Source organism: Mesorhizobium sp. RSR380A (assembly GCF_054719385.1).
This window is the reverse complement of sequence record NZ_JBTTIB010000001.1, coordinates 340,733-366,795: the sequence shown is the minus strand read 5'-3', so window position 1 is coordinate 366,795 and position 26,063 is coordinate 340,733. Positions and strand designations below refer to the sequence as shown.

At 62.8% G+C, this 26,063-nt stretch carries 22 protein-coding genes and 1 riboswitch; of the genes, 11 read left to right on the top strand and 11 right to left on the bottom strand.

Features of this window, described 5'->3' with window-relative positions:
* Positions 1-2: 2 nt before the first annotated feature.
* The 5 genes from ACYG9Z_RS01895 to ACYG9Z_RS01875 all read left to right on the top strand — a co-directional run bounded on the left by ACYG9Z_RS01895 (position 3) and on the right by ACYG9Z_RS01875 (position 4,812).
* Positions 3-968: a type II secretion system F family protein gene (locus ACYG9Z_RS01895; RefSeq protein WP_023681596.1), complete on the top strand. Its 966-nt coding sequence runs from the start codon at positions 3-5 to the stop codon at positions 966-968.
* Between the two features lies 1 nt (position 969).
* The gene (locus ACYG9Z_RS01890; protein WP_023681595.1) at positions 970-1,935 is read left to right on the top strand and encodes a type II secretion system F family protein; all 966 of its coding nucleotides are present in this window, start codon (positions 970-972) and stop codon (positions 1,933-1,935) included.
* A gap of 131 nt (positions 1,936-2,066) precedes the next feature.
* On the top strand, positions 2,067-2,897 hold the full coding sequence (locus tag ACYG9Z_RS01885; RefSeq protein ID WP_031193122.1) for a PA3715 family protein: 831 nt from the start codon (positions 2,067-2,069) through the stop codon (positions 2,895-2,897).
* A 132-nt stretch (positions 2,898-3,029) separates the two neighbouring features.
* The gene (locus ACYG9Z_RS01880; protein WP_023681594.1) at positions 3,030-3,500 is read left to right on the top strand and encodes a hypothetical protein; all 471 of its coding nucleotides are present in this window, start codon (positions 3,030-3,032) and stop codon (positions 3,498-3,500) included.
* A 142-nt stretch (positions 3,501-3,642) separates the two neighbouring features.
* Positions 3,643-4,812 carry a GGDEF domain-containing protein gene (locus ACYG9Z_RS01875; RefSeq protein ID WP_023681593.1) on the top strand — a complete coding sequence of 390 codons (1,170 nt, stop codon included), beginning with the start codon at positions 3,643-3,645 and terminating at the stop codon, positions 4,810-4,812.
* A 12-nt stretch (positions 4,813-4,824) separates the two neighbouring features.
* On the opposite strand, the gene gcvP is transcribed toward ACYG9Z_RS01875, so the two are convergent.
* Genes gcvP through gcvT form a run of 3 tightly spaced genes read right to left on the bottom strand, consistent with a single transcriptional unit; the run spans position 4,825 to position 9,127 of the window.
* Positions 4,825-7,635 carry an aminomethyl-transferring glycine dehydrogenase gene (gene gcvP, locus ACYG9Z_RS01870; protein ID WP_023751526.1) on the bottom strand — a complete coding sequence of 937 codons (2,811 nt, stop codon included), beginning with the start codon at positions 7,633-7,635 and terminating at the stop codon, positions 4,825-4,827.
* Between the two features lie 17 nt (positions 7,636-7,652).
* The gene (gene gcvH, locus ACYG9Z_RS01865) at positions 7,653-8,021 is read right to left on the bottom strand and encodes a glycine cleavage system protein GcvH (protein ID WP_023681591.1); all 369 of its coding nucleotides are present in this window, start codon (positions 8,019-8,021) and stop codon (positions 7,653-7,655) included.
* 5 nt (positions 8,022-8,026) lie between these two features.
* A complete protein-coding gene (gcvT, locus tag ACYG9Z_RS01860) occupies positions 8,027-9,127 on the bottom strand; it encodes a glycine cleavage system aminomethyltransferase GcvT (protein WP_023691145.1) in 1,101 nt (366 codons plus the stop codon).
* A gap of 149 nt (positions 9,128-9,276) precedes the next feature.
* A riboswitch (glycine riboswitch) is annotated at positions 9,277-9,363 on the bottom strand.
* Positions 9,364-9,562: 199 nt separating this feature from the next.
* Between gcvT and ACYG9Z_RS01855 the strand changes: the two genes are divergently transcribed.
* Positions 9,563-10,564: a hypothetical protein gene (locus ACYG9Z_RS01855; protein WP_023751525.1), complete on the top strand. Its 1,002-nt coding sequence runs from the start codon at positions 9,563-9,565 to the stop codon at positions 10,562-10,564.
* Positions 10,565-10,715: 151 nt separating this feature from the next.
* On the opposite strand, the gene ACYG9Z_RS01850 is transcribed toward ACYG9Z_RS01855, so the two are convergent.
* From ACYG9Z_RS01850 to ACYG9Z_RS01825, 6 genes are all read right to left on the bottom strand, one after another.
* Positions 10,716-11,507 (bottom strand): molybdopterin-binding protein, encoded by a 792-nt coding sequence (locus tag ACYG9Z_RS01850; protein ID WP_023681588.1) that lies wholly within the window; start codon positions 11,505-11,507, stop codon positions 10,716-10,718.
* Between the two features lies 1 nt (position 11,508).
* Positions 11,509-12,384, bottom strand: coding sequence for a cytochrome b/b6 domain-containing protein (locus tag ACYG9Z_RS01845; RefSeq protein ID WP_023691148.1), 876 nt, complete (start codon positions 12,382-12,384; stop codon positions 11,509-11,511).
* Positions 12,385-12,520: 136 nt separating this feature from the next.
* A complete protein-coding gene (locus ACYG9Z_RS01840; RefSeq protein ID WP_023688301.1) occupies positions 12,521-13,213 on the bottom strand; it encodes a DUF1345 domain-containing protein in 693 nt (230 codons plus the stop codon).
* A gap of 21 nt (positions 13,214-13,234) precedes the next feature.
* Complete coding sequence (locus tag ACYG9Z_RS01835; protein WP_023695438.1) at positions 13,235-13,708, bottom strand: YaiI/YqxD family protein; 474 nt, start codon at positions 13,706-13,708, stop codon at positions 13,235-13,237.
* Between the two features lie 64 nt (positions 13,709-13,772).
* Entirely contained in the window at positions 13,773-14,342 is a 570-nt protein-coding gene (gene gfa, locus ACYG9Z_RS01830) for an S-(hydroxymethyl)glutathione synthase (RefSeq protein ID WP_023751524.1), read from the bottom strand.
* A 67-nt stretch (positions 14,343-14,409) separates the two neighbouring features.
* The gene (locus ACYG9Z_RS01825; protein ID WP_023751523.1) at positions 14,410-15,537 is read right to left on the bottom strand and encodes an S-(hydroxymethyl)glutathione dehydrogenase/class III alcohol dehydrogenase; all 1,128 of its coding nucleotides are present in this window, start codon (positions 15,535-15,537) and stop codon (positions 14,410-14,412) included.
* A gap of 237 nt (positions 15,538-15,774) precedes the next feature.
* Between ACYG9Z_RS01825 and ACYG9Z_RS01820 the strand changes: the two genes are divergently transcribed.
* The 4 genes from ACYG9Z_RS01820 to ACYG9Z_RS01805 all read left to right on the top strand — a co-directional run bounded on the left by ACYG9Z_RS01820 (position 15,775) and on the right by ACYG9Z_RS01805 (position 23,093).
* Positions 15,775-17,787, top strand: a complete 2,013-nt coding sequence (locus ACYG9Z_RS01820; protein ID WP_023751522.1) for an acetyl-CoA carboxylase biotin carboxylase subunit — start codon at positions 15,775-15,777, stop codon at positions 17,785-17,787.
* A gap of 253 nt (positions 17,788-18,040) precedes the next feature.
* On the top strand, positions 18,041-21,568 hold the full coding sequence (gene dnaE, locus ACYG9Z_RS01815) for a DNA polymerase III subunit alpha (RefSeq protein ID WP_023751521.1): 3,528 nt from the start codon (positions 18,041-18,043) through the stop codon (positions 21,566-21,568).
* 169 nt (positions 21,569-21,737) lie between these two features.
* Positions 21,738-22,136 (top strand): nuclear transport factor 2 family protein, encoded by a 399-nt coding sequence (locus ACYG9Z_RS01810; RefSeq protein ID WP_023667583.1) that lies wholly within the window; start codon positions 21,738-21,740, stop codon positions 22,134-22,136.
* A 153-nt stretch (positions 22,137-22,289) separates the two neighbouring features.
* Entirely contained in the window at positions 22,290-23,093 is an 804-nt protein-coding gene (locus ACYG9Z_RS01805) for a potassium channel family protein (RefSeq protein WP_023667582.1), read from the top strand.
* 7 nt (positions 23,094-23,100) lie between these two features.
* On the opposite strand, the gene ACYG9Z_RS01800 is transcribed toward ACYG9Z_RS01805, so the two are convergent.
* Positions 23,101-23,982, bottom strand: a complete 882-nt coding sequence (locus tag ACYG9Z_RS01800; protein WP_023729857.1) for a DMT family transporter — start codon at positions 23,980-23,982, stop codon at positions 23,101-23,103.
* 183 nt (positions 23,983-24,165) lie between these two features.
* Between ACYG9Z_RS01800 and ACYG9Z_RS01795 the strand changes: the two genes are divergently transcribed.
* Positions 24,166-24,672, top strand: a complete 507-nt coding sequence (locus tag ACYG9Z_RS01795; protein WP_023729856.1) for a hypothetical protein — start codon at positions 24,166-24,168, stop codon at positions 24,670-24,672.
* A 6-nt stretch (positions 24,673-24,678) separates the two neighbouring features.
* Here ACYG9Z_RS01795 and ACYG9Z_RS01790 read toward each other — a convergent pair whose 3' ends face one another.
* Positions 24,679-26,007 carry a DNA polymerase IV gene (locus tag ACYG9Z_RS01790; protein WP_023738969.1) on the bottom strand — a complete coding sequence of 443 codons (1,329 nt, stop codon included), beginning with the start codon at positions 26,005-26,007 and terminating at the stop codon, positions 24,679-24,681.
* Between the last annotated feature and the right edge of the window lie 56 nt (positions 26,008-26,063).

The following is a 26,063-nucleotide window of genomic DNA, read 5'->3' as shown; positions in this document are numbered from 1 at the left end:
GGGTGTTCGAGAATTTCAGCCCGATCTATGTCGTTTATGCCGCGGCAGCGCTGACCGGCATCATGATCGCCGAAGGCTGCTATCTGCTCTATGCCGGCCGCAGCGACAAGCGCCTGGCCATCAACCGGCGCATGAAGCTGCAGGAAAACAAGATCAGCCAGGAACAGGTGCTGATTCAGCTGCGCAAGGAACGCGGCCTCGATTCCGGCACGTCATTCTTCTCGCCCGACCGTTTTCGCGCGCTGCGCACGCAGTCTGGCATGGTGATGCCGTTGCCGAAATTCCTGACGATGACGACGGGCGTCGCGCTCGCGATGATGCTCGTCGCGCTCTGGTACGGGCTGCCGCTGTTGCTCGCCATTTTGCTGTTTGTGGTGCTGACAGCGCTGCTGCCGGTGATTGTGCTGCGTTCCAAGCGTGCCCGGCGGGTGAAGCGTTTCGGCGTGCAGTTGCCGGAGGCGCTGGAATTGATCACGCGCGGCTTGAAGGCCGGGCATCCGGTTCCGGTGGCGATCTCGATGGTGTCGCGCGAGATGTCCGATCCGATCGGCACCGAATTCGGCGTTATCTCCGACGAGGTGACTTATGGTTCCGACCTGGTTTCTGCGCTGAATTCACTGTTCGACCGCGTCGGCCAAGAGGATCTGCCGCTGTTCGTCACCGCGGTTTCCATCCAGACGAGTTCGGGCGGCAATCTGCGCGAGATCCTCGACGGGCTGTCGACGACGATCCGCGAACGCGGCAAGCTGCGCCGCAAGGTGCGCGCCATTTCGACTGAGGGTCGTATGTCGGCCTATATCCTGACGGCGGTGCCGGCACTGCTGTTCGCCACCATCATGGTGATGATGCCGCAATTCTATCAGAGCGTCTGGGATGTACCGAAGACGTGGTATCTGCTGGGCGGTTCCGTGACATGGCTGATGCTGGGCAACATCATCATGTTCAAGATGTCGAACTTCCGGTTCTGAGATGGAGCAGATGATCCAGTTTCTTGCATCGCTGGCGCCGACGTCGCTGATGCCGGTAGCCGCGCTGCTGCTGGTGTTGGGTGGCAGCGCGGTGGCATGGCCGCTCGTGGTAGCCAAAGGCGACCGCAACGATCTCAAGCGCCGGCTCAAGATCGACGACAGCAAGACTCCCCAACAGGCCGAGGCGGCGCCGAAGAAGAACCAGAGCGTCGTGCGCGAGAAGGCGGTGAAGCGGGCGCAGGAATTCTACGCCAAGAGCGATCCGGAAAATGTCGCCCGGTTGCGTATGAAGCTGATCCAGGCGGGCTATATGGAGCCGCGCGCGATCGGCACATTCTTCCTGATCCGCTTCGCCTGCCTGGTGGGCGCAACGATCGGCGCGTTCCTGGTCAACCATTGGATGGGCAGCGCCGATTCCACCGCGACCAGCCGCTGGACCTTCATCATCCTGTCGGGAGCCGCCGGCTATTTCGTGCCCGGCCTGGTGCTCAGCCAGAAGGTGCGGGAAAAGATGCGCGAATACCGCAACGGCTTTCCCGACTTCATGGATTTGATGATCGTCTGCTCCGATGCGGGCATGAGCATGGAGGCAGGCATCGAGCGGGTCTCGAAGGAACTGGCCAAGACCTATCCGTCGCTGAGCCAAAACCTGCAGCTGGTGTCGCTGGAACTCAGGGCCGGCCGCAGCCTCGACGATGCCTTGAAGGCGCTCGCCGACCGCCTCAGCTTGGACGAGGTGCGCTCCTTCGCCACGCTTTTGCAGCAGTCGAAGGAACTCGGCACCAGCCTTGCCGGGGCGCTGCGCGTGTTCTCCGACGAAATGCGCCACAAGCGCATGTCGCTGGCCGAGGAGAAGGCACATGCCTTGCCGGCCAAGATGTCGGTGCCGGTGGTGGTGTGCATCCTGCCGGTGGTGCTGATGATCGCCGTCATCCCGATCATCGTCAAAATGACGGCGGTTCAGTAGATACCTAGGGGATTGCCCGGCGGCTTCTTGCGGTTACTCACTCCAACTACGCTTCATCTGGATGTCGAAACCCGGCCGGTTCGGTCGCTCTCCTTCGGCAAAATCCGCAAAGCAAAATGAGTGAGCCGTCCATGCGAATAGTCTTGTGCACCGCTTTCCTCGGCCTGGCCGCCACCAGTCTGTCGCCGGCCTCGGCCGCGGCCGACGATTGCGGCGATGCTGCCGCCCTGGTGCAACAGGCCTATCCCAGGGCCCAAAAGAGCGCAGACGGCGCCTCGTTCACGCTCGAACCCCATACCAGCATCGCCGTGACGCTCCCGGATACGCCGTTTGGCCTCGTCTGCAAGATATGGCCTGCCCATGACGATCTGTTGCTGGTCGCGGTGCCGCTCATCGACAGCAGCCAATCCAGCGACGACGGGCATGTCGGCGATGTCGACCTTCTGGTCGTCGACAGGAAGACCAGGCAGGTGCGCCAGCGCCTGCTCCAGCCCGGGCTGATGACCGATGATGCCATCGCCATCAACAAGGTCGAATTCGATACCGGCCGCTATGGCCTGGCGCCCGGTGTCACCGGCTTTGGCCTGCGCATCCAAATGGCGAGCCATTCGCGGCCCAATCCCTTCAGCGAAACCGACCTGCGGCTCTATGCCCTTGACGGCGGTGATCTGCGCCTGGTGCTCGACGGCATCATCGTGGCCGGTTTTGGCGGCGAAGGCGACACCAATTGCGCAGGATCCTTTCAATCCAGCCGGGTCAGCCTGGCGATGAGCCCGGCGAGACATCACGGCTATCACGACATCACAGTGTTCGAGCGGTTGGACACCGACAATCCGTCTGTCGACAAGAACGGCGAGTGCCAGTCCCATCCCGGAAGGTCCATGAAACGAACCTACCGGCTGCGCTATGACGGCAGCCGCTATCAGTTTCCGGCGGGGCTCAAGTCGATGGAGCCGGACTAGCCCTCGGCTGGTTAATGGCTGGTGTGCCCGAAACCAAATTTTAGGGGCGTTTCAGCACTGAAGTTTAATTGCCCTGTTGTAGTCTGCCTCCTGAAGAACGACCCGGTAAATCGGGCGATTGGGGCCAGGGGCATGCGTCACAGAATTTTCACGGCAATGGCCGCGCTAGCGGCCGTCTTGATGGTCAGCGGCTGTACGACTGAGAACGTCGATAAGACCAAGACCACGTCGATCCAACCGGTGGCAAAAGACGTCAGCACCTCCGACCTTGCGCAAGGCAAGGCGCAGTTCCGCGAGGCCAATTACGGCCTTGCCGAACAGCATTTCCGCAAGGCCGTGGAACTGAAGGCCGACAGTGCCGAGGGATGGATGGGGCTTGCCGCCTCCTATGACGAACTCGGCCGCTTCGACTTCGCCGACCGCGCCTACGACCAGCTTTTGAAGGTTGCCGGGCGCAAGCCGCAGATTGTCAACAATATGGGCTATTCGCAGCTGCTGCGCGGCAACAAGAAGAAGGCGAGGGCGCTGCTCATGGAAGCAAGGGCCGGAATGGCCGACCCGAGCGTGATCAACGCCAATCTGGCGCTGCTCAACAAGGGCTGAGACTCTTCGCGGGGACGGCAGTCGACGCTTTGTAAACCCTGTCGGCAGGTTGCTTTGAAAACCGGCCGAAAACGGTATCTCCGGCCGGTTGCATGCCTATGATGCGCCACAAATCGAGGATCCCAAAGGTTGCCGCTCATCCATGCTGGATTTCAGTTCGCTATTGCTGGCGGCTGCGCTGTCGGGCACATGCCTGAGCGTCACCATGTTTGTGATCTGGTTCACGGCGCCGCGTGCACGCTTCGTGCTGACGGTGGCGTGCGGCATTCTCGTCCTTGTCGCCCACGTCATCGTCTTCTGGCGCTACACGAGGGAGCCCACTCCGTTGCTTTGTCAGGCAGCGTTGGCGCTGCTCAGCCTCGGTTTCCTGGCGCTTTCACTTTCGGCCATGCAATATCTCGGTGTGCGCAACTACAGTCGCGCTGTCCTGCCGGCCCTGCTTGCGATGGCTGTCTGCGCCGGCGTGACCTATCTCGGTTTCGATGGTGTCGGCTTCATCCTCACCTATACGACGGTAACAGTGCTGCTCGCCTCGATCGGGGTGATGTTCTGGATCAAGGGCGGTCAGGATCGCGGCATTCTGCTGGTCGTTTCGGCGCTAAGCGGCGTCTGCGGCGTATCCTTCGGGCTCTGCGGCGCCGTGCTTCTGGTTAAGGGCCAGTGGGTGCTCGGCGTCGCACCCGACAATTGGGCCGAGCGGTTGAATTCGGTCGTGGCGGTCGCCTGCATGACGGCTCTCGGCGCGCTGACGCTGTCGCTGCATCATCTTCAGGCACAGATCGAACTGAAGGCCGAGACTCTGACCGACCCGTTGACCGGGCTGATGAACCGGCGTGCCTTGAACTCGCTCTATGGCGAGCGCGTCTTCGGTCCGTTCATGTCGATCGCCATGTTCGACCTCGATCATTTCAAACGGACCAACGATGTCTACGGCCATCCGGTCGGCGACCGGGTCCTGTGCCGCTTCGCGGCAATCATCAAGAAATATGATCGGGTTGGCGTCGACGCCTTTCGGCTGGGCGGCGAGGAGTTCGCGCTGGTCATGTCGCGGATGCCGCAAGACAAGGCCCATGACCTCGCCAGCAAGATCGGCGTCGCTTTCGGCACGGAAGTGGTGCCGACGCCGCGCGGGCCGTTGCGCAGCAGCGTCAGCGGCGGCATCGGCTTTGGCAAGGAAGACGGCAGCAGCCTCGAGGACGTCCTGGCCGAGGCCGACAAAGCGCTTTACGCGGCCAAGCACGCGGGGCGGAACCGCGTGCTTGTGCTGAACCGGGTAAGCAAGGCCGATGGGCCGGCCTTGCGTTCAGCCTGACAGGCCAGAGTGTCATTCGGCGGCGCCGAGATATTCCGACAGCGGCGGGCAGGAGCAGACGAGGTTGCGGTCGCCGGCGACATTGTCGATGCGCGAGACCGGCGGCCAGTATTTGGCCGCTTTGTCGACATCGCCGGCGGGGTAGGCCGCTTCCAGCCGCGAATAGGGGTGAGTCCACTGGCCGGCAAGGGTTTCGGCCGCCGTGTGCGGGGCATTGACCAGCGGGTTGTCCTCGAGCGGCCATTCGCCCTTCGCCACTTTCGCTGCCTCGCCGGCGATAGCGATCATCGCCTCGCAGAACCGGTCGAGTTCGCGCTTGGGCTCGGATTCGGTCGGCTCGACCATCAGCGTGCCGGCGACAGGGAACGACATGGTCGGCGCGTGAAAACCGTAGTCGATCAGCCGCTTGGCGATATCGTCGACGCTGATGCCGGCGCTCTCCTTGAGCACGCGCGTGTCGAGGATGCATTCATGCGCGATGCGATCGTGCCTGCCCTTGTAGAGAAGCGGGAAGTGCGGCGCGAGCCGCGTCGCCACATAATTGGCCGAGATGATCGCCGTCTCCGTCGCCTGCTTCAGGCCGGCGGCGCCCATCATGCGGATGTACATCCAGGTGATCGGCAGGATGGAAGCGCTGCCGAACGGTGCGGCCGACACGGCATGCGCCGAACCTTCGGTGACATGACCCGGCAGATAGGGTTTCAGATGCGCCCTGACGCCGATCGGACCGACGCCCGGACCGCCGCCGCCATGCGGGATGCAGAAGGTCTTGTGCAGGTTCATGTGGCAGACATCGGCGCCGATATCGGCGGGCCGCGCCAGCGCGACCAGCGCGTTAAGGTTGGCGCCGTCGAAATAGACCTGGCCGCCATGCTCGTGGATGAGAGCGCACAGGTGGCGCGCGCCTTCCTCGTAGACGCCGTGCGTCGAGGGATAGGTGAACATCAGAGCTGCGAGATTCTTGGAATGCTCGTTGGCCTTGGCTCGCATATCGTCCATGTCGATATTGCCGTCCTCCAGACAGCGCACGACGACGACGCTCATGCCGGCCATCGCCGCACTCGCGGGATTGGTGCCATGCGCGGACTGGGGGATCAGGCAGATGGTGCGATGGCCTTCGCCACGCGAACGGTGATAGGCGCGGATGGCGAGCAGGCCGGCATATTCGCCTTGGCTGCCGGCATTGGGCTGCAGGCTGACGGCGTCGAAGCCGGTGATCTGCGCCAGCCAGCCTTCCAGCTCGCCGACCATGGCGCGATAGCCGGCCGAATGGCTGGCCGGCGCGAAGGGATGGAGGTTGGCGACAACAGGCCAGCTGACCGGCATCATTTCGGCCGCCGCGTTCAGCTTCATGGTGCAGGAGCCCAGCGGGATCATGGTGCGGTCGAGCGCCAAATCCTTGTCGGCTAGCCTGCGCAGCAGGCGCATCATGTCGGTCTCGGAGTGGTTTTCGCGGAAAACCGGCTGGGTCAGAAACTCCTTGCCGCGCGGCTTGCCGGGCATCGCGCCGGCCTCAGTAGCGCCGGACTTGGCGCCGAACAGGGCGGCGATAGCCTCGAGATCCGCCTCGGTCGAGGTTTCGTCGAAGGCGATGCTGATGCGGTCGGCATCGATGACGCGCAGCAGCCGGCCACCTTTTTCAGCGGCAGCGGCGATCGAAGCTGCCTTGCCCTTCACTTCGGCCGTCACCGTGTCGAAACGGCTTGAGCCGAGCACGGAAACACCAGCGGTTTTCAGGCCTGCTGCGAGGCCGTTGGCGAGCTCATGAATTCGGGCTGCGATCGCCTGCAAACCAGTAGGCCCGTGCCAGATCGCGTATGCGGTCGCCATGTTGGCAAGCAGCGCCTGCGCGGTGCAGATGTTGGAGGTCGCCTTGTCGCGGCGGATATGCTGTTCGCGCGTCTGCAGGGCGAGGCGATAGCCGGGACGGCCCTTGCTGTCGATCGACTGGCCGACGAGGCGGCCGGGCATCAGCCGGGTCAGCTTGTCGGAGACGGCGCAATAGGCGGCGTGCGGGCCGCCAAAGCCCATCGGCACGCCAAAGCGCTGCATCGGGCCGACGGCGATGTCGGCGCCAAGCCTGGCCGGCGCTTCGGTCAGCGTGAGCGCAAGCGGATCGGCGATGAAGACGACCACGGCGCCGGTGGCGCGAGCCTTCTCGATCGCCGCCTTGTGGTCGCCATAGACGCCAAACGTGTCCGGCCAGGAGACCAGCAGGGCGGCGGTGTTGTCGTCGATGGTCTCGCCATCGATCTCGATGCCGAGCGGCTCGGCGCGGGTGCGCACGACGTCCAGCGTCTGCGGATGCGGCGTGCCGGCCAGCGCCACCTTGGTGCGCTTGTCGCGGTGATGGCGCAGCGCGATGCCGACCGCTTCGGCCACCGCCGTCGCTTCGTCGAGCAGGGAGGCCGAAGCCACCGGCAGGCCGGTCAATTCGGTGACCAAGGTCTGGAAGTTGAACAGCATTTCCAGGCGGCCCTGGCTGATCTCGGCCTGGTAGGGCGTATAGGCGGTGTACCAGGCCGGGTTCTCGAACAGGTTGCGCTGGATGACCGGCGGCACATGGACGCCGTGATAGCCGGCGCCGATGAAGCTCTTCAGCACCCTGTTTTTTGCCATGATCGCCGACAATTCGGCCAGCGCTTCGGCTTCGCTCGCCGGCGCGGGAAGGGCTAGCGGCAGATCGAGGCGGATCGACTGCGGCACGGCCTGGCTGATCAGCGTCTCGACGGAGGGAACGCCGATCACGGCAAGCATGGCTCTGACGTCGTTTACATCAGGACCGATGTGGCGGGCCGAGAAGGGGGTAAGTGCTGCGCTCATGGCAATAGGTCCTGATGTCAACCGATATGGGCTTTGTAGGCGGCCTCATTCATGAGGCCTGCGAGTTGGCCTTCGTCGGCGAGCTTCATCTTCCACAGCCAGCCGTCGCCGGTCGCAGCGGAGTTGACCAGCGACGGGTCCGAGGACAGCGCGCCGTTGGCGTCGGTGATCTCGCCATCAACCGGCGCATAAACATCGGATGCCGCCTTGACGGATTCGACGACCACGGCGGTGTCGCCCTTACTGAGTTTGGTGCCGATTTGAGGCAGTTCGACGAAGACGAGATCGCCAAGCTGTTCCTGCGCATAGTCGGTTATCCCGACGGTGGCGATGCCTCCCTCGACGCTCAGCCATTCGTGATCTTGTGTGAAATAGGTTTTTGCCATCGGAATTATCCTTTGCGGTAGCGATGAGGAGTGAAGGGCAAGGAACTGATATCGACCGGGATTTTCGTCCCGCGAACGTCGGCGAACAGTTTCGTGCCCGGCTTGGCCAAGGCCGTTGACACATAGCCCATGGCGACGGGATGGCCGGCCGACGGGCCGAAGCCGCCTGATGTCACGTAGCCGGCCGGATCGCCGTCGGCATCGAACAAAGCAGCGCCGGCGCGCACCGGCTGGCGGCCGTCCGGCTTCAGGCCGACGCGCTTTTGCGACGGCCCGCGCTCCAGGATGGACCGCAGCGCATCGGCGCCGATGAAGGACCCGCCGGCGCGGAGATCTTTGGGGATCGCCCACATCAGGCCGGCACTGGCCGGATCGATCTCCGGCGTGATGTCCTGGCCGTGCAGGCACAGGCCGGCCTCCAACCGCAGCGAGTCGCGGGCAGCAAGGCCGATCCACAACACACGCTCGTCCTCGAGCAGTTTCGTGACCAGAGCGCGCGCATCCGCCTCCGGCAGGCCGATCTCGAAGCCGTCCTCGCCGGTGTAGCCGGAGCGGCTCATGAACCAGTTTTGCTTCGGCTCGATGCCATGCATGAACAAGAGTGAGCCGGTCTCGATGCCGGCGCGGGACAAGGCAGCCCAGGCTTCCGGCCCCTGGATCGCCAGGAAGACGCGGTCGAGCGCATCGACTTTGACGTCGAAGTCCGCGGCCAGCGCACGCAAATGCTTCTCGTCCTCGACCGCATTCCCGGCGTTGGCGACCACCATGAAGCGCTCGGCGCCGAGCCGGGTGACGATCAGATCGTCGATGATCCCGGCGGCCTCGTTGAGGAAGAAACTATATTTGGACTGTGAAATCTCAAGCGCGCCGGCATCGAGCGGACTGGCGCGGTTGAGCAGTGCCGCAGCGCCCGGTCCGCTGACAGCGAACAGCTTCATATGCGAAATGTCGAACAGGCCGGCATGTTCGCGGGTGTGAAGGTGCTCCTTCATCACGCCGGCCGGATAGGTCAGCGGCATCGACCAGCCCGCAAAGGCGCCAAAGCGTGCGCCGGCGGCGGTGTGCAGATCTTCGAGAGGAAGGTGTTTGGTGTCGTCGCCCGTCATGTCATCTCCAGAGTCGCACGCAATCGGCCGCTGCTGGCGACCAGTCCGTGCCCCTCTGTCTGAAGCCTGAGAGACTCGCGCAACCGGAACTCTGTCGGCGACGCTTACACCTTCGGCGCGGGGGCAAGCCCCGACTTTCCAGAGTGTCTTTCCCGTCTACGGTTCTTTTGCCTGAGAGATTTCGGGCGATTTCCCCTTCGGCGGCAGCTCGCGCTGCTCTCTCCCGCAAACAGGTAGGACTCAAAACTTAAGCCCTCGACGCGCCATCCATAGCTTGTCGGCGACACCTTGTCACCTGCCAGCGACACGTAAAGCGCGTCGTCTTTACAGTCTTCGCTAACCACGCCGTTTGCCGGTTTTTCAAGACAATGGCGATATTCTGGGCTGACGGTTTGGCCGGCAATTGCGTTGGGCACGGCGGATGGGGATTGACAGATGGGCGAACGGATCGGGAGCGCGCCGGTGGCGGGGCTGGCCTCGAAGGACCGCATCACGGCGGAAGATGTCGTCATGCTGCGTCGCGAAGTGTTCGCCGACGGCGTGGTGACGCGCGGCGAGGCTGAAGCACTGTTCGCGCTCGATGCGACAGCGACGGACAAATGTCCGCAATGGCCTGAATTCTTCGTCGAGGCCGTTACCGACTACATCGTCCACCAGGAAAAGCCGGCAGGCTATATCTCTGAAGACAATGCCGGTTGGCTGATCCAGACCATCTCGCGCGACGGAATGGTCGACAGTGTGACCGAACTGGAGCTGCTGGTGCATGTGCTGGAAAGGGCGAAATCATCGCCCGGCCGGCTCTCCGCCTATGCGCTCGAGCAGGTCGCCAACGCGGTGGTCGACGGCAAGGGACCACTGATGCTCGGCGGCGCGCTGGTTCCCGGGCTGGTCGCCAAGGCAGAGGTCGATCTGTTGCGCCGCATTCTCCATGCCTATGGCGGCGACGGTAACATCGCCATCACACGGGTTGAGGCCGAGGTGCTGTTCCAGATCAACGAGCAGACCGCAGCGACCCACAACGACCCGTCCTGGAACGACCTGTTCGTCAAGGCGCTCGCCAATTTCGTCATGTGTTCGGCCGGCTACGAAGCGCCGACGCGCGATGTGGCGCTGCGTCGTGACAGTTTCTTGGACCAGGTCGAGCCCGAAATTGGTGGCTTCTTCAGCCGCATGGTGTCGGGCGGACTGGCCGGCATCATGGAAGCCTATCGTTCGCCCGGCGATATCGAGGCCGAATGGGAGTCGAAGAACCGTGCCGCCGAGGCACTCGCGCGCCGCGCCGAGACGATCGACGCCAGCGAGGCGAAATGGCTGGCCGATCGCATCGGCACCGACCGCCCGCTGCGTGACAATGAACGCGCGCTGCTGACGCTGATCAAACTCGCCTCGCCGGAGATACATCCGGCGCTCAAGCCACTGCTCGACAAGGTTGCTTAAGCCGCGCCGTTTTCTGCGACCGTTTTGCAGAGGACGATATTGGAGTGTCTTCAGGCCAATCGCCAAGTTCGGCCACGCGCTCGAAACCGGCTTCCTCAGGCAAGCTCGGTTCGGTCGGAGTCAGATCGTGCTCGGTCAGAATGCGAGGCCATCAAATCCCGCCATACCAGTCATAGCCATTGTCTTCCCAATAGCCGCCGCGGCCGCCGCCGATATTGGCAAAACTGTCGACGAGCTCGATCTTGTAGAGATACTTCGGCATCTTGTAGCCGAGCTGTCGTTCGACGCGCACGCGCAGCGGCGCGCCGTTTTCGACCGGCAGCGGCTTGCCGTTGAGGCCGTAGGCGAGGATCGTCTGCGGGTGGCGGGCATCGATCAGGTCGATGGTGCCGTAATATTTGATTTCCCCGGAGAGGCTGCGATCGATCGTATCGAGGCAGTGGAACATGACATAGCGGGCCTGCGGCTTGACCACAGCCTGGTCGAGCACCAGCGACAGCGGGGTGCCGGTCCATTTGGCGATGCAGCTCCAGCCTTCGACACAGTCGTGGCGGGTGATCTGCGTGCGGCTCGGCATGTTCTCCAACTGCTCGCGGCTGAGCGACAGCGGCTTTTCGACCAGGCCCGTTACCTCCAGCCGCCAGTCGGCGAAATTGTTGGCGAGCAGGCCCTTGTAGGTGTCATCGTCGGGCGCGGTGACGCCGTTCGGCCGCTGCGGCTGGCGGATGTCGGCCTCGGTGAATTCCGGCGCCAGAGCATCGCGGCCGGCAAGCCAGCGTTGCGCGCGGTAGGTCAGGCCATTGGCGTTTTCGAGGAAACTGCGCAGGCCGTCGCCCATGCCGAGCTGGCTGTCGAAGGCATCGCAGCCCGACAACATGATGCCGGAAACGCCGAGGCCGGCGCCCGTCAGGAACTTTCGGCGGCTGATCTGGAATTTGGCCATCTCACGCACTCCTCTCGGTGTCGCCATGCCTTGGCGGATCGGTGCGGTACCAGCCGGTGATGATCGAGCGCAGTTCGTTGATCGGGCCGGCGGCGAGGATCATCATCATATGGACGATGAAAAAGCCGACCAGCAGCACCATCACCGTGAAATGGATGGTGCGCGCCGTCTGCCTTCCGCCGAGCAGTTCGTTGAGCCAGGGCAGCACCGAGTTCATGCTCGGCGACATGGCAAGGCCGGTGATGATCATGAGTGGCAACAGCACGAACAGTACGCCGCCATAGGCCATTTTCTGCAGCGTGTTGTATTCGCGTGTGTGGTGGAACCTGAGCTTGGCGTGCTCGATGATGTCCTGCGGCAGCCGCTTGAGATCGTCAAGGCGCGGCGCCAGATCGCGGCGCAGATGGCCGTTGACCAGGCTGGCGACCAGCCAGACGACCAAGGTGGTTGTCAGTATCCAGGCGAAGAAGAAATGCACAACGCGGGCGGTGCCGAGATCGTAATAGGACGGGATTGTCGCCCAGGACGGGAAGGCACGCGACGTTTGCTGCCGGGCCGGGCCCGACCAGCCGAGCACGCCTGTGGTGTCGAAGCGATGGCCGAAGATTTCGGTATAGCCGCGCGGGCCGGTGGCGGTGTTTTCGGCGCCGATGGCAAAGACGGTGTTGTTGTACTCGAAGCCGGATTGCTTGCCGATGTAGAGCTGCGGCCGGGCATTGAAGATCTGCAGGCCGGACAAAAGCAAGAAGAACAGCGAGATCGCCCACAGCCAGTGCGTCAGGCGGGTCCAGCGCGATTGCCGGTAGATCAGCGTCGCATCCTTCGTTGAGGCGGCATCGACGCCTGCGCCGGGCTGACTCATGGTAATGGTTTCCATCTTTTCCTCGCCTCCGGCTGCGCGATCCTGGGATGGCCGCGCTCGTCCTTGTCCTCCCAATACGTCGCTATCGAAAGCGATGTTTCATGCGGTCACGTTTTTATTACGGGCACGGGTTTATCGCGGGCACGGATACTCAATTGCCGAGGCTCACCGCGAGATTGACGACGGCGGCGACGATGACGGCGTTGAAGAAGAACGACAGGATCGAATGGACAAGCACCACGCGGCGCATATGCGAGGTCGTGATCGCGGTGTCGGCGGTCTGCGCGGTCATGCCGATCACCGTCGCGAAATAGAGAAAGTCCCAACCGTCCGGCCGTTTGCTGCCGGGAAAATCGAGGCCGCCGACCGGTATCTTCTTCTTGGTTTCGGCATCGATCGCGTCGCCGTCCATCCAGTAGACATGCGCATAGTGGAGGGCGGCCATGGCATGGATGGTGAACCAGCCAAGCGGGATCGACAGCATGGCGAAGCCGAGTTCGATGGGGTCGCGATCCTTGTGATTGATCAAAAGGAACAGCAGGACAATGGCCATGGCGACGATGCCGAGCGTGATGGCAAAGATGCCCAGCACTGGGAGGTCCAGTTCGCGCGCGTTCTTGCTGAGATAGCGGCCGGACAGCAGCGGCATCTTGGCGATGACGAGCGCGATGAAGACGACGAAGAAGGAATCGGCGGCAATCGAGATCGAATAAGCAAGCCGCGTGGAGACGGGGAGCGATCCAATCAAAGGCAATACCGCGGCAAATACGACCAGACCGACGGCTAGCGACACAAAGAACTGCTTGTGCCGCTGCAAGGGGTTATTCGGCGATGTGTCGGCCATAGCCCGACCTCGGATGATGCTTCACGTCTGGTCGGGTGTGACGGATTTCAGAGCCCGCCGCAAGATACGGTCGAGCTCACCCAGGAAACGCGAGCGATCCTGTGGCGCAAAGCTGGCATTGTAGCCCTTGCTCTCGCCGGTTTCGCGCAGATGCTGCTTCAAATCGCGCATTGCAACCGCCATGCCGATGGTCTCCGGCGTGAACGGCCGGCCGGTTGGCCCAAGCACATGCGCGCCGAGCGCCACGGTGCGAGCGGCAAGCGGGATGTCGGCGGTGATCACGATGTCGTTGGGTTTTGCGTTCTCGACGATCCAATCGTCAGCGGCATCGGCGCTTTTAGAGACGACGACGTTGCGAATCATCGGATCGCGCGACGGACGCAGCCCGCCATTGGAGACGTAGGTGACGACCACGCCATGGCGCTCGGCGACCTTCTCGACCTCGGCTTTCACCGGGCAGGCATCGGCGTCGACGTAGATGGCGGGTGCCGGCATTATCTCTCCAAAACGGACATGGGGCCGGCATGTTACCCGGCCCCATGCCAGAAATCTCGTACTGTCAGGCCGGCCGCGCGCCCGACTTCTTCGCCGTCCAGGTGGCAATGTAATCCATCAGGCCGGGATTGAGACAGTCATAGGGCTCGAGGCCCATCGACTTCAACTGGCCGCGGATGCCGTCCATGCGCTTGGGGTCGACACCGGATTCGATGATCGACGAAACGAAAGCGGTGAAGCCCGGCGGTGACCAGCCGTCTTCCTGGAAGCGCTCGGGATGGATGAAGGACAGACCCTTGAACGGATGGTCGCGCTCGACCGGTCCGTGCATATGGACACCGCAGCCGGTGCAGGCGTGACGCTGGATAAGTGCCGAGGGGTCGACCACTTTCAGCTTGTCGCCGTTTTCGGTGACTGTGACATCGCCGGTGCCGGCTACGGCCACGACCGAGAACACCGCGCCGTCAGGCTTCCAGCATTTGGTGCAGCCACAGGCATGGTTGTGGGCGATCTGGCCCTTGACCTTCACCTTCACCGGCTTGCTGGTGCAGGCACAGACCAGCGTGCCGCCGGCAAAGCTTGCGCTTTCCTTCGGCAGGCCATTGTCGATTTTCGGATGCAGTTTCTCAGGCATTATCTTCCTCCCTTGTTGAACCCATGCAACTAAAGTCGCTGGCCCTTCGGTCGGCGGCTTCTTCTCCTCAATAAACGACGACGCTCCTGATCGACTTGCCCTCATGCATAAGGTCGAAGCCCTTGTTGATGTCTTCCAGCTTCAGCAAATGGGTGATCATCGGGTCGATCTGGATCTTGCCGTCCATGTACCAGTCGACGATTTTTGGCACGTCAGTGCGGCCGCGTGCGCCGCCAAAGGCGGTGCCCATCCAGGTGCGGCCGGTGACCAGCTGGAACGGCCGGGTCGAAATCTCCTGGCCGGCGCCGGCCACGCCGATGACGACCGACTTGCCCCAGCCGCGATGCGAGGCTTCCAGCGCCTGGCGCATCACCTTGGTGTTGCCGGTGCAGTCGAATGTGTAGTCGGCGCCGCCGATCTGGTCGGCGCCGCGCTTGGTCAAGTTGACGAGGTGAGGAACGATGTCGCCGTCGATCTCCTTCGGATTGACGAAATGCGTCATGCCGAAGCGCTCGCCCCATGCCTTCTTGTCGTTGTTGAGGTCGACACCGATGATCATGTCAGCGCCGGCGAGCTTCAGGCCCTGGATGACGTTGAGGCCGATGCCACCGAGACCAAAGACGACAGCAGTCGCGCCTTGCTCGACCTTCGCGGTGTTGATGACCGCGCCGATGCCGGTGGTGACGCCGCAACCAATGTAGCAGATTTTGTCGAAGGGCGCGTCCGGGTTGACCTTGGCGACGGCGATCTCGGGCAAAACGGTGAAATTGGAGAAGGTCGAGCAGCCCATATAGTGGAAGATCTTGTCCTTGCCGATCGAGAAGCGCGAGGAGCCATCGGGCATCAAGCCTTGGCCCTGCGTGGCGCGGATGGCGGTGCACAAATTGGTCTTGCGCGACAGGCAGGATGGGCACTGCCGGCATTCCGGCGTGTAGAGCGGGATGACGTGGTCGCCCTTCTTGACCGAGGTGATGCCCTTGCCGACATCGACGACAACGCCAGCGCCTTCATGGCCGAGGATTGCCGGAAACAGGCCTTCGGGATCGGCGCCCGACAGGGTGAACTCGTCGGTGTGGCAGATGCCGGTCGCCTTGATCTCGACCAGCACCTCGCCTTCGCGCGGTCCGTCGAGGTCGACCTCCATGATTTCCAGCGGCTTTCCGGCGGCGACAGCGACAGCGGCGCGGGTTTTCATTAGGCAATTCCTCCCAAGGCGATTGGTCTTCAGGCTTTCAGGGTTTTTATACTGTTTCAACCCGATTTGGCGACCAAATATGGCGCAAATCTTGGCCCAGTCGTCGGCGAGCCCAACCTTCGCCCCTCGGCACGGGCCTGGCGGGCAGGGAGTGTCTTGATGGGTGCGCTGCCGGCGGTGCTTGAGCCTGGCTGCCGAAGCCCATAAGAAGGACGAAAGACCGAGGAAACGCCTTCGATGTTCACGAAAATCCTGATCGCCAATCGCGGCGAGATTGCTTGCCGCGTCATCAAGACGGCGCGCAGGATGGGGATTGCCACCGTAGCGGTCTATTCCGACGCCGATCGCGACGCCGTGCACGTCGAAATGGCCGACGAAGCCGTGCATATCGGGCCATCGCCTGCCGCGCAAAGCTATCTTCTGCCTGAAAAGATCATCGCTGCCTGCAAGGAGACGGGCGCGCAGGCCGTGCATCCCGGCTACGGTTTTCTGTCGGAGCGGGCCGCCTTCTGCGACGCGCTTGAGGCTGAGGGCATTGTCTTCATCGGTCCGAAACCCAAGGCTATCAAGGCGATGGGCGACAAGATCGAATCGAAGAAGTTCGCCAAGGCCGCTGAGGTGTCGACGGTTCCCGGCTGGCTTGGTGTCATCGAAAATGCCGACCATGCCGAAAAGATCGCCGGCGAGATCGGTTATCCCGTGATGATCAAGGCCTCGGCCGGCGGCGGCGGTAAAGGCATGCGCATTGCCTGGAGCCAGTCGGAAGTGCGCGACGGCTTCGACCGGGCGCGCTCGGAGGCGAAAAGCTCGTTCGGCGACGACCGCGTCTTCATCGAAAAGTTCGTCGTCGATCCGCGTCATATCGAAATCCAGGTGCTGGCCGACGCGCATGGCACCGCCCTCTATCTCGGCGAGCGCGAATGCTCGATCCAGCGTCGGAACCAGAAGGTGGCGGAAGAGGCGCCGTCGCCATTCCTCGATGCCAGGACGCGCAAGGCGATGGGCGAGCAGGCCGTGGCGCTGGCCAAGGCGGTCGACTACCAGAGCGCCGGCACCGTCGAGTTCATCGTCGATGCTGAAAAGAACTTCTATTTCCTTGAAATGAATACACGATTGCAGGTCGAGCATCCGGTGACGGAGCTTGTTACCGGCATCGACCTAGTTGAGCAGATGATCCGCGTCGCCGCCGGCGAAAAGCTCGGCATCAAGCAGAGCGACGTCACGCTGAACGGCTGGGCGGTGGAAAGCCGGCTCTATGCCGAGGATCCCTATCGCAATTTCCTGCCCTCGATCGGCCGGTTGACGCGCTACCGGCCGCCGGAGGAGGGCAAGTTCGGCGATGTCGTCATCCGCAACGACACCGGCGTCACCGAAGGCTCCGAGATTCCGATGTTCTATGATCCGATGGTGGCAAAACTCTGCACCTGGGCGCCCACGCGTATCGAGGCCATCGATGCCATGTCGGAAGCGCTGGACAGTTTCGTCGTCGACGGCATCGAGCACAACATCCCGTTCCTGGCGGCGCTGATGCAGCATCCGCGCTGGCGCGAGGGGCGGATATCGACGGGCTTCATCGCCGAGGAATATCCTGACGGCTTCGCGCCGATCGTGCCCAATGGCGATGAAAAGGCAGTGCTGGCGGCGATCGCCACCGCGGTCGAGCTTCTGCGCCGCGATCGGCTTGACCGGCTGGGCGGGCGGCTGGCGCCGCATTCGGGCGCACTCAAGCGCGATTGGGTGGTGAAGCTCGGCGACGACTATCTCCAGGCTTCGATCATCGAGGGCATGATCTCCATTCCGATGGAAATCGATCTGTCGGTCGATGGCGGCAAAGCGCTGACCGTGGCGTCCGACTGGCGGCCGGGCGACCTCATCTGGCGCGGCACTGTCGGTGCCCGCAAGGTCACGGCGCAGATCAGGCCGCTGCCGAACGGCCTGCGCATCGCCTGGAAGGGCATGTCGGTGACGGCGCGCGCCATGCTGCCGCGAACGGCGGAGCTGGAAAGGCTGATGCCGGAGAAGGTGGCGCCGGACACGTCCAAGATGCTGCTTTGCCCGATGCCGGGCCTGGTCGTGTCGATCGCGGTTGCCGAGGGGCAGGAGGTCAAGGCCGGCGAGACGCTGGCCGTGGTCGAGGCGATGAAGATGGAAAACGTGCTGCGCGCCGACCGCGATCTTGTCGTGTCGAAGCTCAACGCCAAGCCGGGTGACAGCCTGGCTGTCGATGCGGTGATCATGGAGTTCGCCTAGAGATTGTTTGGAAATTCTACTCCGGCGGCCATCTGAAGGTGGTTTCTGCGCTTCCCGTGCTCACGGACCAATGGCCGCTGCGCTCCGGTTCTCGGAACCACCATCATATGACTCGAATTTCGAAACAATCTCTGAGCCGTGCGGCTGGGTACGGAAGCCTGTGGTCGGTGGTCATTTGTGCTGGACTGGCATCGCCCGGTCCGGGACAATACATCTCCATCGACTCAAAGCCCTTCGAGCAATTTGAAACATCATGGCGGATGACAAACTTCCACGCGATCCCCTGAGGCGCGAAGCAGCGCTCGCTGCTGCGCGCCCGGAGGCGCCGGCGCGGCCGTTCATCCATCTGCGGGTGCATTCGGCGTATTCGCTGCTCGAGGGCGCCTTGCAGGTCGCCGCCGTTGTCGGTCATGCCGTCAAGGACGAGTGCCCGGCAATCGCAGTCACCGACACAAACAATCTGTTCGGCGCGCTGGAATTTGCCCAGAAGGCGGTGAAGGAAGGCATCCAGCCGATTATCGGTTGCCAGATCGATCTCGCCTTTTCCGGCGAGACCAGCGACGCGCAGCGCGACCGCCGCCGCCATGGTCCGGAGATGCACGCCGTGGTGCTGCTCGCCGCCACCGAGGCCGGCTACAGCAACCTCGTCAGGCTGGTCAGCCAGGTCTATCTGGAGACGCCGCCGGGCGAGCCCGTGCATCTGACGTCAGCAATGCTGGAAGGCCATAGCGATGGCCTGATCTGCCTCAGCGGCGGGCCGCGCGGCCCGATCGGCCGGGCGCTGAAGGAGGATCGCCGAGATCTTGCCGAGACGCGGCTTCTGGCACTCAAGGCGCTGTTCGGCGACCGGCTCTATGTCGAGCTGGACCGTGTTTCCGGTTATGACCGCGCTATCGAGAAATCATCGGTCGACCTTGCCTATATCCATGATCTGCCGCTGGTCGCCACGAATGAGGCGTTCTTCGCCGCCCGCGACGACTATGACGCGCATGATGCTCTGATCGCCATTGCCGAGGGTTCGGTGGTTGCCGCCGACAACCGTCGCCGGCTGACTTCGGACAATTTCCTGCGCAGCCAGGCGGATATGGCGCGGCTGTTCGCCGACCTGCCGGAAGCGATCGACAACACCGTCGAGATCGCGCTGCGCTGTTCCTATTATCCCAAGACCCGCAATCCGATCCTGCCACGCTTTACCGGCGGCGATGTCGCCGACAATGAGGTGGCGCTGAAAGCGGAGGCCGATGAACTGCGCCGGCAGGCCCATGAAGGTCTCGACGCCCGGCTGGCGGCGCATGGACCCACCGCCGGCTACACGGTCGAACAATACCGCGAGCGGCTCGATTTCGAGCTCTCCATCATCGAGAAGATGAAATTTCCCGGTTACTTCCTGATCGTGGCCGACTTCATCAAATGGGCGAAGGCGCAAGGCATTCCGGTCGGGCCGGGCCGTGGTTCGGGCGCCGGATCGCTGGTCGCTTATTCCACCACCATCACCGATATCGATCCGCTGCGCTTCTCGCTGCTGTTCGAGCGCTTCCTCAATCCGGACCGCGTGTCGATGCCCGACTTCGACATCGACTTCTGCCAGGATCGGCGCGAAGAGGTCATCCGCTACGTCCAGCAGAAATATGGCCGCGACCAGGTGGGACAAATCATCACCTTCGGTACGCTGCAGGCGCGCGCGGTGCTGCGCGACGTCGGCCGCGTGCTGCAAATGCCTTACGGCCAAGTCGACAAGCTCTCCAAGATGGTGCCGCAGAACCCGGCCAATCCGGTCAAGCTGGCGGATGCCATCGCCAACGAGCCGCGCTTTGCCGAGGAGGCCGAGAAGGAGCCGATCGTGCAGACGCTGCTCGATATGGCGCAAAAGCTGGAAGGGCTCTACCGCCACGCTTCGACGCACGCCGCCGGCATCGTGATCGGCGACCGGCCCTTGTCGGAACTGGTGCCGATGTACCGCGATCCGCGCTCCGACATGCCGGTCACCCAGTTCAACATGAAATATGTCGAGCAGGCCGGGCTGGTAAAATTCGACTTCCTCGGCCTGAAGACGCTGACGGTGCTGGAGACGGCGGTGAAGCTGATCCGCCGGCGCGGCATCGAGATCGACCTGGCGACGATCCCGCTCGACGATCCTGAAACCTACGCCATGCTGTCGCGCGGCGAAGTGGTCGGTGTGTTCCAGGTGGAAAGTGCCGGCATGCGCAAGGCGCTGATCGGCATGCGGCCCGACTGCATCGAGGACATCATCGCGCTGGTGGCGCTCTACCGTCCCGGCCCGATGGAGAACATCCCGACCTACAACGCCAGAAAGCATGGCGAAGAGGAGATGGCATCGATCCATCCCAAGATCGACCATCTGGTGAAGGAGACGCAAGGCGTCATCGTCTACCAGGAACAGGTGATGCAGATCGCGCAGGAACTGTCGGGCTATTCGCTCGGCGAAGCCGATCTGCTGCGTCGCGCGATGGGCAAGAAGATCCGCGCCGAAATGGACAAGCAGCGCGAGCGCTTCGTCACCGGTGCGGTCGAACGCGGCGTCGGCAAGCCGCAGGCCGACTTCATCTTCGACCTTCTGGCCAAGTTCGCCGACTACGGCTTCAACAAATCGCACGCGGCCGCCTACGCCGTCGTGTCCTACCAGACCGCCTATCTCAAGGCGCATTACCCCGTCGAGTTCCTGGCGGCGTCGATGACGCTCGACATGGGCAATACCGACAAACTCGCCGATTTCCGCCAGGATGCGCTGCGTCTCGGCATCGAGGTGGTGGCGCCGTCGGTGATGACCAGCTTCCGCAATTTCGAGGTCGGCGAGAACCGCATTTACTATTCGCTGGCGGCCCTCAAGGGCGTCGGCGACGCTGCGGTCGAGCACATCGTCGCCATGCGCGGCGAAAAGCCGTTCAAGAATCTCGCCGATTTCTGTGAAAGGGTCGATCCCAAGATCGTCGGCAAGCGCGTCTTCGAAAGCCTGATCATGGCCGGCGCGCTCGACTGCTTCGGCCACGACCGCGCCCAGATGATGGCCGGCGTCGAACGGATGATGGGGCTGGCTTCGCTGGCGCAGCAGAATGCCATTTCGGGCCAGCACGACATTTTCGGCGCGTCGCTCGGCGCGCAGCAGCAGGCGCTCAATTTGCCGCAGACCGATCCGTGGCTTGCCGCCGACCGGCTGCACCGTGAATTCCAGGTCGTCGGCTTCTATCTTTCGGCGCATCCGCTCGACGAGTACAAGGCGGCCCTGCAGAAGATGCGCGTGCAGAACTGGGGCGAGTTCTCGGCTGCGGTCAAACGCGGTGCCGCCGCGGGCCGGCTCGCCGGCACCGTCACCACCAAGCAGGAGCGCAAGACCCGAACCGGCAACAAGATGGGCGTCATCGCCTTTTCCGACACATCTGGCCAATATGAAGCCGTGCTGTTTTCGGAAGGGTTGGCGCAGTATCGCGATCTGCTCGAGCCCGGACGTTCGGTGGTGATCACCGTTTCGGCCGAGGATAGGCCCGAAGGGGTCAATCTGCGCATCCAGACGGTGCAGTCGCTGGAGGATGAGGCCAGCCGTATCCAGAAGGCGCTGCGCATCTTCGTTCGAAATGACGGGCCTGCGTCGGCGATTCAATCGCAGCTTACCCAGCGTGGGGAAAGTCAGGTAAGCATTATCGTCATCAAAGAAGAGGCGCAGGGCGAGATCGAGATCGAATTGCCCAACCGCTACCGCATCTCGCCGCAGATCGCGTCGGCCATGCGCGCGGTGCCGGGTGTGGTCGAAGTCGAGCTCGTCTAGGCTGCGCTGATATACACGGCAATCCCATCGACGTCGGCCAGTGCATGACGGCATAAAGATGCTCTGGGCCTGACATTGCAGCCGATAGGGCCAGCGTGCGGGGCGTGGTTGACCTGACCTTCCTTTGAACCACATGCGTTGAGCAGAAACTTCACAGGAACGCACAATCATGCCCAGCCGCGAACGCGTCGAAGCCTTCCTCAAGGAGGTGGTCGAAGGCAGCCACGTCAAAGCGATCGCCGACTTCTACCATGACGATGCCACCATGCAGGAAAATCTCGGCGTCCCGCGGCGCGGCAAGGAAACACTGATGGCGCATGAGCAGGCAGCACTCGACCGGATCGAGAAGATGCACACCCATCCTGTCCAGACATTCCTGGTCGATGGCGACAATGTCGCCATCCGCTGGACCTTCGACCGTGTCGACAAGGCCGGCACCGTGCGCCGGCTGGAAGAGGTGGCCCTGCAGCGCTGGCGTGGTGACCGGATTGCGGAGGAGCGGTTCGTCTACGACACCGCCTCGGCCTGGCGCCTCGTCGGGCCGGACGGCAAGGTGGTGGAGGGCTGACGGTCACCGGGGCCACTAGATCATGATGAGATTTGGTTGAAATCTCATCATGATCTAACCCTTTGTTGGAGCATGATCTTTTCCAAAAACCGGCACCCACTTTTTGGGATCATGCTCTAGACGGCCCCGGCTGGGACAGTTACGCACTTGGTGATGAAAGCAGCCGAGAAGGACGGATTGCAGCAAAGCTCAGCGATGGCGCGGCTGCGTGACCGGCTGCGCAAGCTCTATCACGGACGCACGCCGGCGGCGTTCCGGTTTCAGCTGGTGGCGGTCATCATCGACCTCGCCATCATCGCCTTCTTCGTTGCCACGCCGGTGCTCCAGGACAAGCCGTCATTCCTGTGGCTCGACTATACCGTCGCCGCATTGGTCGCCGCCGACCTGATTGCCCGGCTGTTAGCCTCCAACGACATGCTGCGGCTGATGAAACAGCCGACATCCTGGGTCGATGTCTTCATCCTTCTGACGCTGCTGATGCCGACGGCGCTGGCAAATCTGGCGTTCCTGCGCATCCTGCGGCTGTGGTCGCTGTCGCGCAGCGGCTCGCTGTGGCGGCATTTCGAGATGCGCGGGCTAAGGCCATGGCGCGAGGCGAGCCAGGCGGTCATCAACCTTTTGACGTTTCTCTTCGTCATCACCGGTTTCGTCTACACCTTCTTCTTCCGCTCCGGCGCCGGCCTCGAAAACTATGTCGATGCGCTTTATTTCACCGTTGCCACGGTGACGACGACCGGTTTCGGCGACATCGTGCTGCCGGGAATTGCCGGCAAGCTGACCGCAATCGTCACCATGATCATCGGCATCTCGCTGTTCGTCAGACTGGCGACCGCGATTTTTCGACCCGCCAAGGTGTTCTTTCCCTGTCCGCAGTGCGGACTGCAACGGCATGAGCCGGACGCCGTGCACTGCAAGGCCTGCGGGCATCTCCTCAACATACCGGATGAGGGGAATTGACCGACCGCTACGAGGCCGCGACCTCGGCCGGCTTTGGCGCCTTGCGCTGCAGGTTGAGCAGGTTGCCCATCAGGATCAGCAGGGCGCCGCCGGCTGTAAAGATGTCGATCTGTTCGCTGTAGAGCAGCCAGCCGATCAGCGCCGACAGTGGCACGCGCAGGAAATCCATCGGTGAAACCACCGTAGCGTCGGCATAGGTGAGGGCACGCGCCATGCAGAAATGCGACGACATGCCGGTGAAGGCAATCAGCAGGATCCATGGCCAGAGTTCGAGCGGTGGGTTGCGCCATTCATAAAGCGCCGGGATCAGGCCGACCACCGACTGGATGATCAGCATCCAGAAGATGATGCGCACGACGCTGTCGGTGCGTGTCAGCGACTTGACCATGACCACCGAAATGCCGAAGCAGACAGCGGCGCCGAGCACGATCAGGTGCCCCGGATCGACGGCGCCAACGCCGGGCCGCACGATGATCACCACGCCGATCAGCCCCAGCGCGATCGCCGCCAGCTTGGGTCGGGAGAGCCTTTCGCCGAGGAAGGCCACCGCCAGCAGGGCCGTCCAGATCGGCGTCGTGAATTCGATCGAAATCAGCACGGCCAGCGGGATCAGTGTCAATGCGTAAAGCCATGCCGCCTGGCCGGTATAGTGGATGACATTGCGGGCGAGATGGGCGACGGGGCGCTGCGTGCGCATCGCCGCAAAGCCGCCGCTCACAATCACCAGCGGCAGCAGGATGAAAAAGCCGATCACCGAGCGCAGTTCCAGCACCTGGAACACGTTGAGCTCCGCGGTCGTGGCGCGGCCGGCGACCGACATCGCCAGGAACGAGGCGATCGACAGCGCCATCCAGAACGCGGCTTTGGGGATCGATGGGGAAGGTGCCATAGGCGCTATGTCGCAAGCCGGGACTTCTATCGCAACCGTTAGGCGACGCATTCGACTGGGCCAGACCCGTTGCAAAACAGCCATGCTGGAAGTGGAACCTGACGCAACGGCAGGCGTTGGTTCCCGGTATTGGCCAATTGCTGGACGCATCGTTTCTTCAACATCAACGGGGGAGAGATTCCGATGAAATCATTCGCGCGGTTTCTGCTAGCCGGCTGCCTGCTAACTGCAAGCGCCACGGCCGATGCCGACGAGGCGAATTTTCTCAGCTCCTTGCAAGGGAATTTCTCCGGCAATGGGACAGTCAAGGTCACCACCGACGCACCGACGGTGAATGTGTCCTGCACCTTCAATTCCGACGCGACCTCGAGTTCATTGTCGCTTGACGGCAATTGCCGTGGTCTTGTCGTGGTGACGCGCGCCATCAGCGCCAATCTGAAGGCCCGCGGGGCGAAGTATACTGGCGTCTATGTCGGGTCGCGCACCGGGCCGGCACAGCTCGCCGGCAGCCGCTCCGGCAACGCGATCAGTCTCGGCATTCGCTGGGCGGCGGAGGTCAATGGCGATCGCAAGGCGCGGTTGACGGTCGAGAAAACCAGCGGCGACGGAATGCGGTTGACCGTTACCGACGTCGATCCGAAAACCGGCAACAACGTGGTGACGAGCCGCATCGATCTCAAGCGTATCTAAGCCGTCTCACCCCTCGATCGGCTCCGGCGGGTTGGCGTTGCGGCCTTTGCCGAAGGTGTAGCCGGTTTCCACCGCCTTCTTGCCGAACTTGTCGCGCAGCGTATCGATGGCGCTTTCGGCCATGGCGCGCTTGCGCGAGCCGACGTCGACGAGATCGGGCGGATCGGCTTTCTCGTCATCCGATAGATCGCTGACACCGATGCCGAGCAGCCGGTACTTTGTCCCGTCCGCCTCCTTGCGCAAAAGCTCGAGCCCGGTCTGGAAAATACGGTCGGCCAGCCTTGTCGGGTCGCCGAGCTGGCGGTTGCGGGTGCGCAGCTTGAAATCCTGCGTCTTCAGCTTCAGCACCACGGTGCGCCCGGCAATGCCTGACTTCTTCAGCCGCGCCGAGACCCTTTCCGACAATCCCCTCAGCACTGGAACCAGTTCGCCCATTTCAGCTATGTCGGTGTCGAAAGTGGTTTCGGCCGACACACTTTTCGCATTCTGGTCGGGATCGACACGGCGGTCGTCCTGGCCGCGCGAGAGATGGTAGAGCCGGGTGCCTATCACGCCATAGCGGCGCATCAGATCGGCGCGCTCCATGCGCTGCAACTGGGCGATGCTGCGGATGCCGTCGCGTTCGAGCGTTACGGCAAAAGCCTTGCCGACGCCCCAGATCAACGTCACCGGCTGTTCGGCCAGGAAACCCAGCGCCTCGGCTTCGCCGATCACCGAAAAGCCGCGCGGCTTGCGGAAATCGGAGGCAACCTTGGCCAGGAACTTGCAGTAGGAAAGGCCGGCCGAAACGGTGATGCCGATTTCCTTTTCGACGGTCTGCGCAAAGCGCGCCAGCACCACCGCCGGCGGCATGCCGTGCAGGCGCTCGGTGCCGGCGAGGTCGAGAAACGCCTCGTCGATGGAGAGCGGTTCGACCAGCGGCGTCAGCGCCTGCATCAGCGCGCGGACCTCGCGGCCGACGCGGACGTATTTCTCCATATTGGGCGGGATGACAACCGCTTCCGGACAGGCTTCGAGCGCCTTGAACATCGGCATTGCCGAGCGCACCCCCTTGATGCGGGCGATGTAGCAGGCGGTGGAGACGACGCCGCGCTTGCCGCCGCCGATGATCAGCGGCTTGTCCTTCAGCGCCGGATTGTCGCGCTTTTCGATCGCCGCATAGAAGGCGTCGCAATCGATATGCGCCAGATGCAGCTGGTAGAGCTCGGGATGGCGGGTGAGTCGAGGGCTGCCGCAACGCTCACAGCGCCTGGTATCGCTGCGCTGAAAGGTCAGGCAGTCGCGGCAAAAACCGTGCTCGGGATTGTTGACAGGGGCCGCCATCGCTGCGAACATAAAGAGAACAGATGCAATGGTACGTCAGGACGGAAGCCGCCACAAGCGGTTAGCCG

What these genes read in the sequence shown, in the direction of transcription:
- ACYG9Z_RS01890 (WP_023681595.1), top strand. Translation starts at nt 970, where the DNA reads ATGGAGCAGATGATCCAGTTTCTTGCATCGCTGGCGCCGACGTCGCTG.
- ACYG9Z_RS01885 (WP_031193122.1), top strand. Translation starts at nt 2,067, where the DNA reads ATGCGAATAGTCTTGTGCACCGCTTTCCTCGGCCTGGCCGCCACCAGT.
- ACYG9Z_RS01880 (WP_023681594.1), top strand. Translation starts at nt 3,030, where the DNA reads ATGCGTCACAGAATTTTCACGGCAATGGCCGCGCTAGCGGCCGTCTTG.
- ACYG9Z_RS01875 (WP_023681593.1), top strand. Translation starts at nt 3,643, where the DNA reads ATGCTGGATTTCAGTTCGCTATTGCTGGCGGCTGCGCTGTCGGGCACA.
- gcvP (WP_023751526.1), bottom strand. Translation starts at nt 7,635, where the DNA reads ATGAGCGCAGCACTTACCCCCTTCTCGGCCCGCCACATCGGTCCTGAT.
- gcvH (WP_023681591.1), bottom strand. Translation starts at nt 8,021, where the DNA reads ATGGCAAAAACCTATTTCACACAAGATCACGAATGGCTGAGCGTCGAG.
- gcvT (WP_023691145.1), bottom strand. Translation starts at nt 9,127, where the DNA reads ATGACGGGCGACGACACCAAACACCTTCCTCTCGAAGATCTGCACACC.
- ACYG9Z_RS01855 (WP_023751525.1), top strand. Translation starts at nt 9,563, where the DNA reads ATGGGCGAACGGATCGGGAGCGCGCCGGTGGCGGGGCTGGCCTCGAAG.
- ACYG9Z_RS01850 (WP_023681588.1), bottom strand. Translation starts at nt 11,507, where the DNA reads ATGGCCAAATTCCAGATCAGCCGCCGAAAGTTCCTGACGGGCGCCGGC.
- ACYG9Z_RS01845 (WP_023691148.1), bottom strand. Translation starts at nt 12,384, where the DNA reads ATGGAAACCATTACCATGAGTCAGCCCGGCGCAGGCGTCGATGCCGCC.
- ACYG9Z_RS01840 (WP_023688301.1), bottom strand. Translation starts at nt 13,213, where the DNA reads ATGGCCGACACATCGCCGAATAACCCCTTGCAGCGGCACAAGCAGTTC.
- ACYG9Z_RS01835 (WP_023695438.1), bottom strand. Translation starts at nt 13,708, where the DNA reads ATGCCGGCACCCGCCATCTACGTCGACGCCGATGCCTGCCCGGTGAAA.
- gfa (WP_023751524.1), bottom strand. Translation starts at nt 14,342, where the DNA reads ATGCCTGAGAAACTGCATCCGAAAATCGACAATGGCCTGCCGAAGGAA.
- ACYG9Z_RS01825 (WP_023751523.1), bottom strand. Translation starts at nt 15,537, where the DNA reads ATGAAAACCCGCGCCGCTGTCGCTGTCGCCGCCGGAAAGCCGCTGGAA.
- ACYG9Z_RS01820 (WP_023751522.1), top strand. Translation starts at nt 15,775, where the DNA reads ATGTTCACGAAAATCCTGATCGCCAATCGCGGCGAGATTGCTTGCCGC.
- dnaE (WP_023751521.1), top strand. Translation starts at nt 18,041, where the DNA reads ATGGCGGATGACAAACTTCCACGCGATCCCCTGAGGCGCGAAGCAGCG.
- ACYG9Z_RS01810 (WP_023667583.1), top strand. Translation starts at nt 21,738, where the DNA reads ATGCCCAGCCGCGAACGCGTCGAAGCCTTCCTCAAGGAGGTGGTCGAA.
- ACYG9Z_RS01805 (WP_023667582.1), top strand. Translation starts at nt 22,290, where the DNA reads ATGAAAGCAGCCGAGAAGGACGGATTGCAGCAAAGCTCAGCGATGGCG.
- ACYG9Z_RS01800 (WP_023729857.1), bottom strand. Translation starts at nt 23,982, where the DNA reads ATGGCACCTTCCCCATCGATCCCCAAAGCCGCGTTCTGGATGGCGCTG.
- ACYG9Z_RS01795 (WP_023729856.1), top strand. Translation starts at nt 24,166, where the DNA reads ATGAAATCATTCGCGCGGTTTCTGCTAGCCGGCTGCCTGCTAACTGCA.
- ACYG9Z_RS01790 (WP_023738969.1), bottom strand. Translation starts at nt 26,007, where the DNA reads ATGTTCGCAGCGATGGCGGCCCCTGTCAACAATCCCGAGCACGGTTTT.